The following is a 14,343-nucleotide window of genomic DNA, read 5'->3' on the forward strand; positions in this document are numbered from 1 at the left end:
ATCCCCATGCGGCGCGGACGCTATTTCGCGATCGCGGCATTGCTGCGGGAATCTCGTGCAGCAACGATGTCGGCGTTGCGTACACGCTGCGGCAGATCCAGGTCGGGCGCCGGTTGTGCGGCATTATGCGCTTCGAAATGAACCGAGCCGAGAACCGGCTCGACCAACTGGCACATCATGAGCAGATTGGAGATGCCATGTTTCGCCACGCTCTCAGGGCCGCAGTGTTTGCAGGCGGCCTGCTCGCCGGTTTGACGCCCGCGTTGGCCGAAAGCAGCCGGCTGGCGCTGGTGATTGGCCAGTCGGCCTATCGTTCGGTGACGCCGCTGCCGAACCCCGCAAACGACGCCAAGGCGATGGCGAAATTGCTGGGCGAGGCGGGCTTCGACGTGACCACGGCCGCTGATCTGTCGCAGCGGGATCTCAACCGCGAGGTTGGTGAGTTCGCGGCCAAGGTCGCGGCCAAGGGCGCCGATACGGTGGCGCTGGTGTTCTATGCCGGCCACGGTCTGCAGATCGATGGTGAGAACTATCTGGTTCCCGTCGATGTCGATCCCCGCCGCGAAGCCGACATTCCGTTGCAGGCCGTGCGTCTCAACGATCTGCTCAACACCCTCAACTCGGTGCCGAGCCGGATGCGCATTCTGCTGCTCGACGCCTGCCGCAACAATCCGTTCCCCGCGATCAGCCCGAGCGCGGGCCGCGGTCTGGCGCTGCTCGACACCAAGAGCGGAGCGCCGGGCACCTTCCTGTCCTACTCGACCTCGCCCGGCGCGGAGGCCGAGGATGGCAGCGGCGCCAACAGCCCTTACACCACGGCATTGCTGCAGGCCGCGCGCGAGCCGGGGCTGCCGATCGAGGAGGCTTTCAAGCGCGTGCGCGTCGCCGTCAACAAGGCAACCGAGGGCCGGCAGACGCCGTGGGACTCGTCCTCGCTGACCGAGGATTTCCGCTTCGTCGGCGCCACCGATGCGAGTGCCGCCAATGCCGGGCCGCGGCCCGTGGTCGCCAAGCGCAGCGTCGAGGAATGGAAGCGCAGCCTGCAGGGCAAGCCGATCGAGGCCGCGAACGAGATCATCGTGGGGGATGGCAGCGTCGAAGCCTATGAGGCGTTCGTGACGCTCTACACCGCGCCGCCCTATGGACCGCAAGCGCGGGAATGGCTCGATCTGCACAATCGGATGGCGGCGTGGAACGAGGCGGTGCTGATCAACACCGTCGCGTCCTATCAGGGCTTTCTCGAGCGCTATCCCAGCAGCGATCTCACCCCGACCGCGCGCAAGCTGATCGAGCGGCTGCGTAACCGCCCGGTCGTGACGCCGGTGGTGGCAGCCGCCAATGCCGCGATCCCCGCCGTCAGCACTGCGCCGCCGGCAGCCCCGTCGATCGCGCCGATCAATGCCGCGGTCGGACCGACCTGCCCATGCACGCAGACGCCGCCGTCCCGGAAGTCCGAGACGCCGAAGCGGGTGGAGGAGAAGCCGGTGAGGAAGCGTGACGACGATCCGCCGAAGCGCGCCAGCCGTCCGCCGCGCCGTGATCCTGGCGACGATGTCGTAGTCTATGAACCGCCACCGCCGCGGGAGTATTATGGACCGCCGGTGCGGGTGGTGCCGCCGGTCAGCATCGGCATCGGCGGTGGCTTTGGCGGCGGTTTTGGTGGCGGCTACGGGCGGGGCCCGACGAACTATCCGACGCGGCGCGGCTACTAGGTCCGACTGTCGCCACATTCCCCGTCACGGCCGCTCCGAGAGGGCGGCCGTATCCGTTCTGAAGATCTTTGCCTTTCCGGCGCCGGGATCTTGCACTCTAATCCCGACCGCGTAACCTCGTGCGCAGAGCGGTAGGAGTGAGACATCATGCGGATCGTGATCGCCGCCATGGCGCTGGTGCTGATGGCTTGGCCGGCACAGGCGCAGATGGGGGGCCGACGGCCGCCGTCCGAAGACAAGGGCGGACAGCCGCCGAAACCGCAGGTGGATGAGAAGGCCTACAAGGCGGCGCTCGAACGCATCCCCGAGCCCAAGGACAAATACGACCCGTGGAGCGGGGCGCGCCCAACGGTGCCGGATCGCAAGTCGAAGTAGATCGGCGGCGCCGCACCGAAATCGTACGGCCCCACGCATCCGCCGCGCGCCCCATTCGAACTTCCTTCGTCCCGCCGGCGCCACCGCCTGTCCCATTCGCCTCGACCTGGTCGCCGCCGCTGCTTTCATGTCCCGGTGCGTCGTTCGGATGTACCTGGCGGGAAGGGGAAGCTCATGTCGTTGCATCGGGGTGTCGTTTGCGCGACCGTCATCTGCAGCCAATGGATGGTGGCGCCGGCCCTTTCCTGGCAGCATTGGGGCGGCGATGCCGGCGGCACGCGGTTCTCGCCCCTGGAGCAGATCACGCCGGCGAATGTCGACAATCTCGTGCGCGCCTGGACCTATCACACCGGCGACATCGAGAGCCGGCCCCCGGCTGCGTTCGCCCGCACCAAGTTCGAGGCGACGCCGCTGCTGGTCGACGACAGTCTCGTGTTCTGCACGCCGTTCAACGAGGTCGTCGCGCTCGATCCCGGCACTGGCGTGCAGAAGTGGCGCTTCGATCCCAAGGTGGACACCGGCCGGCGGCCGGCCAATCGCTACGCTTGTCGCGGCGTTGCTTATTGGGTGGACGAGCGTGCGGCGCTCGATGCGGCATGCCGCAGCCGGCTGTTCATGGGCACGGTCGATGCGCGGCTGATTGCGCTCGATGCGCGGACGGGACGACGTTGTCCGGAATTCGGGACTGATGGCGAGGTGCGCATCGAGGTCGCCAAGGCGCTGCTATGGCCCGGCGAGTTCCAGATCACCTCGGCGCCGGTTGTCGGCCGCGACGTCGTGGTGGTCGGCTCCTCGATCGGTGACAATGCGCGCGTGGATGCGCCTGAAGGCGTCGTGCGCGGCTTCGACGCCCGCACCGGGCAGCCGCGCTGGAGCTTCGATCCGCTGATCCATGACGGCATCACGGCCGGCCACGCCAATGTCTGGGCGCCGATGTCGGTCGACGAGGATCGCGGCCTGGTGTTCCTGCCGACGTCCTCGCCGAGCCCCGATTTCTTCGGCGGCGCGCGTCCGGGCGACAACCGCCATTCCGATTCCGTCGTCGCGTTGCGGATCGAGACCGGCGCGCTGGCATGGTCGTTCCAGACCACGCATCATGACGTCTGGGATTACGACCTGCCGGCGCAGCCGACCCTGGCGCGGCTCGAAACCGGGCAGGGCGCGCGCGACGTCGTGATGCAGCCGACCAAGCAGGGTTTTGTGTTCGTGCTCGACCGCAATACAGGAGCGCCGATCTGGCCGGTGGAGGAGCGCGCGGTGCCGCAGGGGGCCGTCGAGGGCGAGCAGCTGTTGCCGACGCAACCGTTCCCGACCCATGTGCCGCCGCTGCTGCCGCAGCACTTCGCATCGGAGGACATCTTCCATGCTGTGCCGCGCGTCGTCGATTCCTCCTGCGACGACCAACTCGGAGCCTTGCGCAATGATGGGCTCTACACGCCGCCGACCACCCGAGGCACGCTGCTCTATCCGATGACCGGCGGCGGCGTGAACTGGGGCGGGGCGGCGTTCGATCCCGTCCGTCAGATCCTCTACGCCAATGTCAGCCGCGCCGTTCACATCGTCAGGCTGATCCCGCGCGACGAGGCCGACCGGATGACGCCGCCGCGCGGCGTCGATTTCGGATTGCAGCGCGGCGCGCCGTTCGCGGTGACGCGGGTGGTCGCGATGTCGAGGCTCGGCCTGTTGTGCAACCGGCCGCCCTGGGGCGAGATGGTCGCGGTCGATCTCAAGGCCGGCAAGATCCTTTGGCGCGCAACGGTCGGTACCACCGAGGACCGGGCGCCGCTGGGGCTCGCGTTCAAATGGGGCACACCACTGGTCAACGGCGTCGTCGTCACCGGCGGGCTCGTCTTCACCGGCGCGATGGACGCCTATCTCCGCGCCCTCGATGCCGGCACGGGAGAGGAGCTGTGGCAGGGCCGGCTGCCCGCACCGGGCGTTGCCAATCCGATGACCTATGAATGGAAGGGCGAGCAATATCTGGTGATCGCCGCCGGCGGCCATTCCGAGGCCGGCACGTCGCTCGGCGACAGTGTCGTGGCGTTCCGGCTGGCGCGGGCCGGCGAGGCGCCGTCGTGGTGGTCACGGACGATCGATCGTCCGGGCGGGCGGCTGAGCGGCGGTGCCTTGGTGGTAACTCTCGTGCTGGCCGCGCTGGCGTTCTCAGGGTGGCAATGGCGCGTGCGGGGGCGGCGGGTCTAGCCGCCGCATCTCAGTCGAATGCGACGCCGATCCGCTTGTCGTGGCTCCACACCGCGTGGCAGCGCCGCGTGAACTTGTCGGCGGGAATCACGAGCGTGAATGCCTCGGGAAGGCCGACGGGGTTGACCACCTCGACCCGCGCTCCGGTGTCCGACATGTTACGGACCATGCAGTCGACCGCGCCGCCGCCGTCGAACGCCAGCCTGCCCTGCTTGAGCACCCGGTGTCGGGGTGCAATACGCTTGTCGTCTGATGTGTCGCTCATTGCCCGTAACCCGATGCTCTGTGGCGTCACCTTTCGCGTCAAAAGCGCGTAAAATAAATCATGCCCGGGTTTCATTGAGATGAATCCGGCCCGCGAAGGCCGGAGCAATATGTTCACCTTTCATTAAAGTTCCGTAGTCTTGCGGGTCAGAGCATCGCGAACGCGCTCGATACCATCGCCACCGGCTTGGCGTCGGCGGCGCTGGTCAGCGTGACCCGGCCAAAGCTCATGGTCCGGCCGAGCCGGATGACGCGCGCATCCGCAACGACATCGGAGGAGGCGACGGCGCGCATGAAATGCGTGGTCTGGTCGACCGTGGTCATCGGCCGGTAGCCGCCGCTCGCCGTGACCATCGCGATCACCATCGCGGTATCGGCAAACGCCATCAGCGCTTGGCCGCACACGACGCCATTGTCGCGGCACAGTCGGGGAGAGAACGGCATGCGCAGGATCGCGCCGGGCTCGCCTTGCGGTGCTGGTGAGATGTCCTCGACGATCAGAGCGAGATCCCTGATCCAGGGCGCGAACACGTCATCGAGGATGCGCCGGGCCTGATCGATGGTGAACTCCGGAGTGTCATTCACGAACGAGATTCCTCCCATGTCTTGTTATTGGCTTATTGGCGCGCTCCTGGCGGGGCGGCCGGCCTATCGCCGCAGGCTTGAAAAGGCCGGAGTTGGAATCCTATGATGAATGCCGGTTCGGCGACAGCCCGACGCCGCGGCCGAGGCCCGGCGGTGAGCGATGTCGCGTTGCGGCCGCGCTGCGCGGCGGCGCGCCCCACTTGGCGCATGGCGAAGCAATGGTATAAGGCGGCCGATACCGGGGAGTAACCAATGAAGAAGCTGATCGTGACGATGGCGGTCGCCATGCTGACCGGCTGGGCCGTTCCGGCGCTGGCGCAGATGCCCAACATCAACCTTCTCGCCGATGGTCCTTCCAAGACCCCCGAGGAGAAGGAGGCCGAGGCGGCGCGCGACAAGGCCTACAAAGATACCATGCGCAAGATCCCGGACGCCAAGTCGAGCTCCGATCCCTGGGGCAATGTGCGCACCGTGGAACAGCCGAAGGCGACGCCCCCGGTGAAGACGACGGCGGCCAAGAAGTCGAAATCAGGCGCCAGCACCAACTGAGCGCGCGCGGTCGCGCTTCTTGCGCGGCCGGGATGCCCGAGCCCCGGTGGCCGGACTCGGATTCCTCGCGGCCTCGTCTATATTGACGGGGTGGCAACGCGTTGGAGTTCGTCGATGGGGTCGCGCCCGCGGGACATAGCCGACCGGATGGCGGCCCGTCGCCGAAAGGGCGACGGCTATGTGCGCGACACGTTCACGCTGCCGCGCGAGGATGCGCGGGCCAAGGCCCGTGACTATCTCACTCGCTATCCCAAGGCTGGCTATATGAGCGCCGTCGAAAGCTGGCGTGAGCTTCCCGATGGCGCCATCGAGTTTACGATGCGGCGATTGCCGAGCGCGGACTGAGCCGGCGCCAGCTGCTCATTCCTTCTCGCCGAGAAGCTTGCGTGTGTTGCGGTTGATGAAGTGAAGCCGGGTGCATGCCTTGCACACCACGGTTTCATACGCGGATGTCGGATCGGCGGCCTTCGGCTCTTCAAGCCAGTGCTGCACGTTCATCCCGGTTCGCGGACATTTGAAGATCAGATTACCCATACAAATTTAAGTATTGGCCAGAACGGGAACCCGCCCTTTGATCTGAATCAAGGGCGCTCGCCCAAATGACAGGCAATCGCAGCTTCTGACGCAATCAATGGTTGAGGTGATTGCGTATGATTTATTCAGGGTAGCGAAGGCAGGCGTCAGGCCTGATCCAGCGACTCGGCGACGATGCGGATGCGGAAGACCGGCTGGCGCGTCTCATCGAGCAACTCCATCTGCCATTCGGAGTTCTCGGCGAGCTTGCGGGAGATGCTGCTGGCCATGTCGGCGCAGACCGTGGTCATCTCTTTCCAGGCTGCATTGCGGTCGGCGCATTCTGTCCCATACTCGGACGCGCCTGAGAAGTGGCCGTTACGGATACGAAAGAAATAGAGCGGCATTGCCAAAACCGGTGAGCCCTGACCGCCCCAGGCCGCTGGGTTTGATGAACGCAGCGTAAATGGATGCGCAAACGCGAATGGGATCAATTCCGGTAAAATACGGTCGGTCGTTCGGCCGTCCCCAAGGGCTCCTCGTTGCCGACGTTCAAGCAGGACCGCGCGTCACCTGCGCAGCGCAACGGACGTCTGGAGAAAACCAGTGAGCCCCGGACCGCCGCAGTCCGAGGCTCTGGGTCAACGTCGTAGCTTCCCGCCAGGGGCAGTTCGGCAATGACAAACATGATCCTATTGCAGAGGTTGCGCCCATGCCTTGCGGCAAGTCAAAGGTCTAGGCAATTCGCTTGTCGCGGCGTCGCGCTGTCGCGCGCGTCGACGTCGTTGCGCTGCCGAGCCTGCGATCAACGATCGAAGATCCGCTCCGGCGCGACCGTGAGGCGGTAGGCTACCGCGGTCGAGCCGTCCAAGGTTTCGAGCAGCGCGTCGCACAGCGGACAGCGGAGGTCTCCTGGTGGACAAGGGGGCAGCCGCAATTCGAGGCGCCGCAAACCGGCCTTGCAGGAGGAGCATGTCACATCATCTCGTTTCATCCTCTCATGATGCACAACGGGTCTGATCCGTTCCGCCGCCGTCGTGCCGAGGGGATGACAACACCGTGCGCGCGCCGGCGACGACGCCGACGTCAAAAGCCCCGGACATCGTCCGGGGCTTTCTTTCGGCGCGGATGGTTTCAGGGCCGTGCGCCTACAGGTGACGGAGCCCGCAGCCGGAGCCTGCAGGCAGCATCGAGAGGTAACGGCACATCATCTGCTGATATGAGCCAGATGCAAATATGAGCCAGCTGATGTGAGCCGACCATCATCGCAACGAACAAACAAATTCGGGGCTGGTCAAAATTTGGTTTGGCGTCCGACAACCTTAGATTTATATCGCAACCCAAAGTCTATCACAAGCCTCGTGGTTGGCGACAGCACCACGGCCGCGTTCCGTGACCCGCATCACGCGGGGACTTCGCCGAACTGATTTCATCCTTAAGACTATCGGCACGTGCGATGTGCGATGTCATCGATACCGCCTCGGCGGTCCCGCCGCGGTCCTGTTTATCTGTCGACCATCATATCGGCGCAATTGAACGGCTCGCTGATCGTCTGCGGTGGGCCCGTATTGCAGCGGCCGGATGTTGATGCGTGGATGATCTCGCTTGTCCTCGCACCCTCAGGGTGTTCCCGCATTCGTGGCATTGCATGCCATGACGATCGCGCCACCAGAGTGCGGTCGCGGAACTCGCGCGCATCCTGCCAAGGTCGGAGCGGCTTCATGCCCGGACCGTTGCCCGAAAGGCGTGCGCCTGCACTTCCGATGAGCCGAACAAAAGCAGAAGAGCGCAGGGAACTTCGTTCCTGTCAGGAGAACCACGGAGGTGCGGTCTCCGCACTCGTGTAGGAGTTTGGTAGTTTCAAGGAAAAGTTTTGACGAGCACGATCGGGCCGACGATGGCGGCGTTGAGATCCGCGAGATGCTCGCTCGGAATCCAGTACTCCAGATGTTCGCGTCCGCCCGCCTCGTGCACGTCGTAGCGGTCGATGAAACGCCGAAACACCTCGAAGCGCAGCACATGGCCGCAGCCGCTGGCCGGCACGTTCCAATCTCGTGCGATCTTCACTGCGTAGTCTTCGGTCAGCACGGGATAGAATATCGGCTGCTCCGGCAGGCGCGGCGGAAATGCGCGCATGCCCGACGCCTCGATCAAGGCGAGTTCTGTCGGGCCCACCGGGCGCCACAGGGTGATCGTCTGTTCGGCGTTCGAGGTCGACATGGGGTTTCATGCACAAGCGGCAGCGGCGGAATTCAGGAAGCAAAATCAGGGCGGCTTTGCAAGGTCCTGAAGGTCTCTACAATTTCTGATTGAAGGAAACGGGCCGCAGCGAGGAAGGCGACGTTGGAGAGCCTGAATGGTCTCGGCGCGATCGGTGCCGATCGCCGGCGGGCCGCTTCGCCGTTTTCGAATATGGTTCGACCGCCGGCCGGATTGATCCTGCACGGCCGCGGCCCGCGCGAGAAACGGGGCGGCTGGCGCCTGGTCAGGGTGTCCAGCTGCTGATCCTGGCATTCCCCCCGGTGGGGCCCATGCGCGACGAGACCCAGCGGTGCCCGCATGTATCCGTCCAGGGCTCACGCGGACGCTGTGAAGAGAAGCTGCAAACGTCCGAAGGGCACAAAGAACATATTGCGAACAAAGAACGGATCGAGTACATTCATCTCAAGATTGCTGACCGCCCTCGTTAACCGTTTGTCCATCCCGCGAATCCCCGTCATAAGGAGCGCCAATGTCCGCCACTGCCCTGCGTATCGTCGAAGGTTCCTCAATGGATAAGAGTAAGGCGCTCTCCGCTGCGCTGTCCCAGATCGAGCGTCAGTTCGGCAAGGGCTCGGTGATGAGGCTGGGCAAGAACGACCGCTCGATGGACGTGGAGACGGTCTCGACCGGCTCGCTCGGTCTCGACATTGCGCTCGGCATCGGCGGCCTGCCCAAGGGGCGGGTTGTCGAGATCTACGGACCGGAATCGTCGGGCAAGACCACCCTGGCGCTGCACACCGTGGCCGAGGCGCAGAAGAAGGGCGGCATCTGCGCCTTCATCGATGCCGAGCATGCGCTGGATCCGGTCTATGCGCGCAAGCTGGGCGTCAACATCGACGAGCTCCTCATCTCGCAGCCTGACACGGGCGAGCAGGCGCTGGAGATCTGCGACACGCTGGTGCGTTCGGGGGCGGTCGATGTGCTGGTGGTCGACTCGGTGGCGGCGCTGGTGCCGAAGGCCGAGCTCGAAGGCGAGATGGGCGAGTCGCTGCCGGGCCTGCAGGCCCGCTTGATGAGCCAGGCGCTGCGCAAACTGACCGCCTCGATCAACAAATCCCACACGATGGTGATCTTCATCAACCAGATCCGCATGAAGATCGGCGTGATGTATGGTTCGCCGGAGACGACGACCGGCGGCAACGCGCTCAAGTTCTATGCTTCGGTGCGCCTCGACATCCGCCGTATCGGCGCCATCAAGGAACGCGACGAGGTGATCGGCAACTCGACCCGTGTCAAGGTCGTGAAGAACAAGCTGGCGCCGCCGTTCAAGCAGGTGGAATTCGACATCATGTACGGCGAGGGCGTGTCCAAGATGGGCGAAATCCTCGATCTCGGCGTCAAGGCCGGCATCGTCGAGAAGTCCGGCGCCTGGTTCTCCTATGACAGCCAGCGGCTCGGGCAGGGCCGTGAGAACTCGAAGTCCTTCCTGAAGGCCAATCCCGACATGACCGCGAAGATCGAGGCCGCGATCCGCCAGAACTCCGGCCTGATCGCCGAGCAGATCCTGGCCGGCAATCCGGAGCGCGACGCTGACGGCGAGGAGCCGGCGGAAGAATAGGGATTACCACGGCAGCGGGGCGCCGTGGACGTTGAGTTGCCGACGTCCGGCGCCCGCTTGCAGATGTAGTCTGCTCCGCGAAGATCTGTGGGTCTAACCTCCGCGTCTTGAGCTGCTGCATTCCCGAATGCAGCGAGCATGATTTTCCGAGCGCCGGATACGGTGTTCAACTCGAATAGCTGAAAACGCATGCGCGGATGTGCGGGCCTGGAGCCAGGCGTCGGCGCGCGTTCCATCGCCGATCCCTTGCGCCGTGATCCGATCGCGAACGTGTCGATGGAGCCGTGAGCCAATCGGGCTGTGCGGGAGCGAACAGCATGACGCGTTTGATTCTAGCGGCCGATGATCCCACCGCCGGAGCGCTTCGGAGGGGCGGCTTTGCCGACCTGGTGGTGCCAATCCTGCACCGTTTCGTATGGGGACCGCTGCCATCCGATGCCGGGCTGTCCGCCTATCTCGCCCAGCGCACCGGGCTGCAGACGAGGGGGCACTGGCTGGATTTTGCGTCGCGTCGCGACTTCATGGTAGTCGGCGGGCGGAGCCACGGTTTTCTCGAACTTGTCGACCGCTGCGATAGCGTCGAGCTGTGGATGGGGACCCGTCCGAACGACCAGTTGGTCCTGATCTGGCTCTTGGACTATCTGCGCTCTCACGCGGAGATCGCGACCAAGATCATCTTGCGGCATGTCGATGTACCGCTATTCGAGGTCCCGGCGGGGCACTTCGCCGGCCGGACCATTGCCGGCGTTGCGCTCGCACGTGAGCACCTCGACCTGGGTCATCTGGCGTGGCAGGCGTTTCGCGCGCCGACGCCCCAAGCCTGGTTCGATCTGTTGAAGCAGGATCTCAGTCCACTGCCGCAGCTTCGCCGCTGCGTGCAGGAGATGCTCGATGAGCTTCCCGGTGCAGCCACGGGCATCGGAGCTTCGGAGCTGAGACTCCTCGAATTGCTGTCAGCCGGCTACCAGCACCCATTCGATCTGCTGCCACATCATCGGGAGCGCTTTCAACGCCGCGTCTATGACTATTGGGAAGGCGGCTCGTTGCTCGACGGTCTCGCACTGGCGCCGCTGCCTGCAATTTCGGGCCTCGCCGAATGGCCATTCTCGGTTGAGATGCACGACAGCCGTGAACGCCGCGAACGCTACAAGGCGAGCACGCTGTTGCTGACGCCGTTCGGCAGGGCGATCCTGGCCGGCGAGGAGGATTTCAGCAGCCAAAATCCGATCCAGCGTTGGTGGGGCGGCACCAGATTGGCCAACGCCAATCTCTGGCGCTGGCATGCGGTGCTCATTGCTCCGGACCTGGACACGGCTCACGACATTGAATGTCGCGAGGAATGTTGCGAGCCATGGCGCCCGATCGATTGGAGCATGCGCGAGGCGGCTTACTCCGCCGCCTGCGCGTAGTCCGCGACCGGTGGGCACGAGCACACCAGATTGCGATCGCCATAGACATTGTCGACGCGCCCCACCGGGCACCAGTATTTGTCGGTGCGCGAGGTGCCCGCGGGGAAGCAGCCCTCGCTGCGGCGATAGGCCCGGTTCCAGTCGTCATCGGCGATGTCGTGCACGGTATGCGGCGCGTGGCGCAGCGGCGAGGCCTCGATTGTGAAGCGGCCCTGTTCGACCTCGGCGATCTCCTTGCGGATCGCGATCATGGCGTCGCAGAAGCGGTCGAGCTCCGCCTTGGATTCCGATTCGGTCGGCTCGATCATCAGCGTGCCCGCGACCGGGAAGCTCATCGTCGGCGCGTGGAAGCCGTAGTCGATCAGCCGCTTGGCGATGTCGTCGACGGTGACGCCGCTGGTTGGCTTGAGCGGCCTGGGATCGATGATGCATTCATGCGCGACACGGCCGCGCTCGTTGCGGTAAAGCACAGGGAAATGCGGATCGAGCCGAGCCGCGACGTAGTTGGCGTTGAGAATCGCAATCTCGGTGGCGCGCGTCAGGCCGTCGCCGCCCATCAGCAGCATGTAGATGTAGGAGATGGTCAGGATCGAGGCCGAGCCGTAGGGCGCCGCCGAGACCGGGCCGACCGGGTGCGCGCTCGCGCGATCGGTCGCGGGATGACCATTCGTTCGATGGCTTGGCAGGAACGGCGCCAGATGCGCCTTGACCCCGATCGGGCCCATGCCCGGGCCGCCGCCGCCATGCGGAATGCAGAACGTCTTGTGCAGGTTGAAATGGCTGACGTCGGCGCCGTAATCGCCGGGGCGGGAGAGGCCGACCTGCGCGTTGAGATTGGCGCCGTCGAGATAGACCTGGCCGCCATGAGCATGGACGACGTCGCAGATGTCGCGGATGTGCTCCTCGAACACGCCATGTGTCGAGGGATAGGTGATCATGATGGCGGCGAGCTTGGCGCTGTGCGCTTTCGCCTTGGCCTCGAGATCGGCGAGGTCGACATTGCCGCCGGCGTCGCAGCCGACCACGACCACCTCCATGCCGACCATGTGTGCGGACGCCGGATTGGTGCCGTGGGCGGAGGAGGGGATCAGGCAGATGGTGCGGTGGCCCTCGCCGCGCGCCGCGTGATAGCCGCGGATCGCCAGCAGGCCCGCATATTCGCCCTGCGCGCCCGAGTTCGGCTGCAGCGATACGGCGTCGTAGCCGGAGATCCGGCATAGCCAATCCTCGAGATCAGCAAACATCGTCTCATAGCCGGCCGCCTGCGCGCGCGGAACGAACGGGTGCAGACTGCCGAATTCCTGCCAGGTCAGCGGGATCATCTCGGTCGTCGCGTTCAGCTTCATCGTGCACGAGCCAAGCGGGATCATCGCGCGGTCGAGCGCAAGATCACGGTCGGCGAGCTTGCGCAGATAGCGCAGCATTTCGGTCTCGGAGCGATGCGCGTGGAACACCGGATGGGCGAGATACGGCCGCTGCCGCTTGAGCTCCGCCGGCAGCGCCTCGCGCGCCTCGGCCTCGATCGTCGCATAGGAGAGCTCGCCGCCGAAGGCGCGCCAGACCGCTTCGACGACATCGGCCGTCGTGGTCTCGTCGAGCGCGATCCGCAGCCGGCTGCCATCACGCCCGAGATTGATCCGCTCGCCTTCCGCGCGGGCGATGATCGACTCGGCCTTGGCGCCGGCTTCGATCGTGACCGTGTCGAAGAAGGTCTCGCTTTCCGGCGCAAAGCCGAGCTTGCGCAATCCAGCCGCCAGCATCGCCGTCCGGCGATGAACAGTGCGCGCGATCGCCTTGAGCCCCTCGGGACCATGATAGACCGCGTACATCGCAGCGATCACCGCCAGCAGCACCTGCGCGGTGCAGATGTTCGAGGTCGCCTTCTCGCGCCTGATGTGCTGCTCGCGGGTCTGCAGCGCCAGCCGATAGGCGGGAGCCCCGCGCGAATCGACGGACAGGCCGACGATGCGGCCGGGCAGCGAGCGCTTCAGCGCATCGCGCACCGCCATGTAGGCGGCATGCGGCCCGCCATAGCCCATCGGCACGCCAAAGCGCTGCGCCGAGCCGATCGCGATATCGGCCCCGAGCTCGCCTGGTGAGGCGATCAATGTCAGCGCCAGCAAATCGGCGGCCAGGATCGCCAGCGCACCCTTGTCGTGCAGTTTGGCGATGGCGGCGCGCGGATCGCGCACGGCGCCGGTCGTGTCGGGATATTGCAGCAGGCCGCCGAACACCTCGGCGCCGTCCAGATCTTTGGCCGGATCGCCGACGATCAGCTGCCAGCCGAGCGGCTCGGCCCGGGTGCGCAGCACGGCGAGCGTCTGCGGGTGGACGTTCTGATCAACGAAGAACGCCTTGGTCTTGGCCCGCGCCGAGCGCTCGGCCAGTGCCATCGCCTCCGCCGCCGCGGTCGCCTCGTCGAGCAGCGATGCGTTGGCGACGTCAAGGCCGGTAAGATCGCAGATCATGGTCTGGAAGTTGAACAGTGCTTCCAGCCGGCCTTGGCTGATCTCGGGCTGATACGGCGTATAGGCCGTGTACCACGCCGGGTTCTCCAGGATGTTGCGCTGAATCACCGCCGGCATGATCGTGCCGGAATAGCCTTGGCCGATCAGCGAGGTGAAGACCTGGTTCTGCGCAGCGAGCGCGCGCATGTGCGACAGCGCTTCGGTCTCGCTCAAGGCCGGACCGATGTCGAGCGGCGCGGCCTGACGGATCGTGCCGGGCAGCGTTTGCGCCATCAGCTCGGCGACGCTCTTGGCGCCCACTGTCTCCAGCATCGCCGCGACGTCACGCGGCGAGGGACCGATATGGCGGCGGGCGAAACTGGTGGCGGCATCATCGAGCGGCTTGAGCGGCGTGGTCATGAGCAATCCTCTATGCCTCGTCATGCCCCGCGAAGGCGGGGCATCCA

Annotated in this window: 14 protein-coding genes; 7 read left to right on the forward strand and 7 right to left on the reverse strand. The window is 65.4% G+C overall.

Annotated features, from left to right (window positions below):
- Positions 1 to 20: 20 nt before the first annotated feature.
- A complete protein-coding gene (locus S58_RS13185; protein WP_042339378.1) occupies positions 21 to 209 on the reverse strand; it encodes a hypothetical protein in 189 nt (62 codons plus the stop codon).
- Between S58_RS13185 and S58_RS13190 the strand changes: the two genes are divergently transcribed.
- The 3 genes from S58_RS13190 (at position 198) to S58_RS13200 (ending at position 4,289) form a co-directional block, all read left to right on the forward strand.
- Positions 198 to 1,712: a caspase family protein gene (locus S58_RS13190; protein ID WP_015665818.1), complete on the forward strand. Its 1,515-nt coding sequence runs from the start codon at positions 198 to 200 to the stop codon at positions 1,710 to 1,712. The two genes, S58_RS13185 and S58_RS13190, sit on opposite strands and share 12 nt — an antisense overlap.
- A gap of 147 nt (positions 1,713 to 1,859) precedes the next feature.
- Positions 1,860 to 2,087, forward strand: coding sequence for a hypothetical protein (locus tag S58_RS13195; RefSeq protein ID WP_015665819.1), 228 nt, complete (start codon positions 1,860 to 1,862; stop codon positions 2,085 to 2,087).
- 225 nt (positions 2,088 to 2,312) lie between these two features.
- Positions 2,313 to 4,289 carry a pyrroloquinoline quinone-dependent dehydrogenase gene (locus S58_RS13200; RefSeq protein WP_015665820.1) on the forward strand — a complete coding sequence of 659 codons (1,977 nt, stop codon included), beginning with the start codon at positions 2,313 to 2,315 and terminating at the stop codon, positions 4,287 to 4,289.
- A gap of 10 nt (positions 4,290 to 4,299) precedes the next feature.
- Here the strand turns inward: S58_RS13200 and S58_RS13205 are convergent, their stop codons facing one another.
- Together S58_RS13205 and S58_RS13210 are read right to left on the reverse strand one after the other, a co-directional pair.
- The gene (locus tag S58_RS13205) at positions 4,300 to 4,554 is read right to left on the reverse strand and encodes a PilZ domain-containing protein (protein ID WP_015665821.1); all 255 of its coding nucleotides are present in this window, start codon (positions 4,552 to 4,554) and stop codon (positions 4,300 to 4,302) included.
- A gap of 146 nt (positions 4,555 to 4,700) precedes the next feature.
- Positions 4,701 to 5,156, reverse strand: coding sequence for a PaaI family thioesterase (locus S58_RS13210; RefSeq protein WP_015665822.1), 456 nt, complete (start codon positions 5,154 to 5,156; stop codon positions 4,701 to 4,703).
- 234 nt (positions 5,157 to 5,390) lie between these two features.
- Between S58_RS13210 and S58_RS13215 the strand changes: the two genes are divergently transcribed.
- Positions 5,391 to 5,687: a hypothetical protein gene (locus S58_RS13215; protein WP_015665823.1), complete on the forward strand. Its 297-nt coding sequence runs from the start codon at positions 5,391 to 5,393 to the stop codon at positions 5,685 to 5,687.
- A 114-nt stretch (positions 5,688 to 5,801) separates the two neighbouring features.
- The gene (locus tag S58_RS13220) at positions 5,802 to 6,032 is read left to right on the forward strand and encodes a hypothetical protein (protein ID WP_015665824.1); all 231 of its coding nucleotides are present in this window, start codon (positions 5,802 to 5,804) and stop codon (positions 6,030 to 6,032) included.
- 15 nt (positions 6,033 to 6,047) lie between these two features.
- Here S58_RS13220 and S58_RS38295 read toward each other — a convergent pair whose 3' ends face one another.
- The 3 genes from S58_RS38295 to S58_RS13230 all read right to left on the reverse strand — a co-directional run bounded on the left by S58_RS38295 (position 6,048) and on the right by S58_RS13230 (position 8,354).
- Positions 6,048 to 6,185 (reverse strand): hypothetical protein, encoded by a 138-nt coding sequence (locus tag S58_RS38295; protein WP_162472343.1) that lies wholly within the window; start codon positions 6,183 to 6,185, stop codon positions 6,048 to 6,050.
- Positions 6,186 to 6,367: 182 nt separating this feature from the next.
- A complete protein-coding gene (locus S58_RS13225) occupies positions 6,368 to 6,607 on the reverse strand; it encodes a DUF6894 family protein (RefSeq protein WP_015665825.1) in 240 nt (79 codons plus the stop codon).
- A 1,453-nt stretch (positions 6,608 to 8,060) separates the two neighbouring features.
- Positions 8,061 to 8,354 carry a hypothetical protein gene (locus S58_RS13230; protein WP_083938806.1) on the reverse strand — a complete coding sequence of 98 codons (294 nt, stop codon included), beginning with the start codon at positions 8,352 to 8,354 and terminating at the stop codon, positions 8,061 to 8,063.
- A 577-nt stretch (positions 8,355 to 8,931) separates the two neighbouring features.
- On the opposite strand from S58_RS13230, the gene recA reads away from it, so the two are divergent.
- Together recA and S58_RS13240 are read left to right on the forward strand one after the other, a co-directional pair.
- Entirely contained in the window at positions 8,932 to 10,020 is a 1,089-nt protein-coding gene (gene recA, locus S58_RS13235) for a recombinase RecA (RefSeq protein ID WP_042339383.1), read from the forward strand.
- Positions 10,021 to 10,304: 284 nt separating this feature from the next.
- A complete protein-coding gene (locus tag S58_RS13240; protein WP_244440758.1) occupies positions 10,305 to 11,429 on the forward strand; it encodes a DUF1835 domain-containing protein in 1,125 nt (374 codons plus the stop codon).
- Here the strand turns inward: S58_RS13240 and gcvP are convergent.
- The gene (gcvP, locus tag S58_RS13245; protein WP_015665829.1) at positions 11,408 to 14,296 is read right to left on the reverse strand and encodes an aminomethyl-transferring glycine dehydrogenase; all 2,889 of its coding nucleotides are present in this window, start codon (positions 14,294 to 14,296) and stop codon (positions 11,408 to 11,410) included. The genes S58_RS13240 and gcvP overlap by 22 nt on opposite strands.
- Positions 14,297 to 14,343 lie beyond the last annotated feature (47 nt).

This window comes from Bradyrhizobium oligotrophicum S58, from assembly GCF_000344805.1.
GTDB lineage: Bacteria > Pseudomonadota > Alphaproteobacteria > Rhizobiales > Xanthobacteraceae > Bradyrhizobium > Bradyrhizobium oligotrophicum.

Bases quoted from the DNA above. Each gene is read 5' to 3' on its own strand.
- S58_RS38295 (WP_162472343.1), bottom strand. From the start codon at position 6,185: ATGAACGTGCAGCACTGGCTTGAAGAGCCGAAGGCCGCCGATCCGACA.
- S58_RS13210 (WP_015665822.1), bottom strand. From the start codon at position 5,156: ATGGGAGGAATCTCGTTCGTGAATGACACTCCGGAGTTCACCATCGAT.
- S58_RS13205 (WP_015665821.1), bottom strand. From the start codon at position 4,554: ATGAGCGACACATCAGACGACAAGCGTATTGCACCCCGACACCGGGTG.
- S58_RS13200 (WP_015665820.1), top strand. From the start codon at position 2,313: ATGGTGGCGCCGGCCCTTTCCTGGCAGCATTGGGGCGGCGATGCCGGC.
- S58_RS13220 (WP_015665824.1), top strand. From the start codon at position 5,802: ATGGGGTCGCGCCCGCGGGACATAGCCGACCGGATGGCGGCCCGTCGC.
- S58_RS13195 (WP_015665819.1), top strand. From the start codon at position 1,860: ATGCGGATCGTGATCGCCGCCATGGCGCTGGTGCTGATGGCTTGGCCG.
- S58_RS13225 (WP_015665825.1), bottom strand. From the start codon at position 6,607: ATGCCGCTCTATTTCTTTCGTATCCGTAACGGCCACTTCTCAGGCGCG.
- gcvP (WP_015665829.1), bottom strand. From the start codon at position 14,296: ATGACCACGCCGCTCAAGCCGCTCGATGATGCCGCCACCAGTTTCGCC.
- S58_RS13215 (WP_015665823.1), top strand. From the start codon at position 5,391: ATGAAGAAGCTGATCGTGACGATGGCGGTCGCCATGCTGACCGGCTGG.
- recA (WP_042339383.1), top strand. From the start codon at position 8,932: ATGTCCGCCACTGCCCTGCGTATCGTCGAAGGTTCCTCAATGGATAAG.
- S58_RS13190 (WP_015665818.1), top strand. From the start codon at position 198: ATGTTTCGCCACGCTCTCAGGGCCGCAGTGTTTGCAGGCGGCCTGCTC.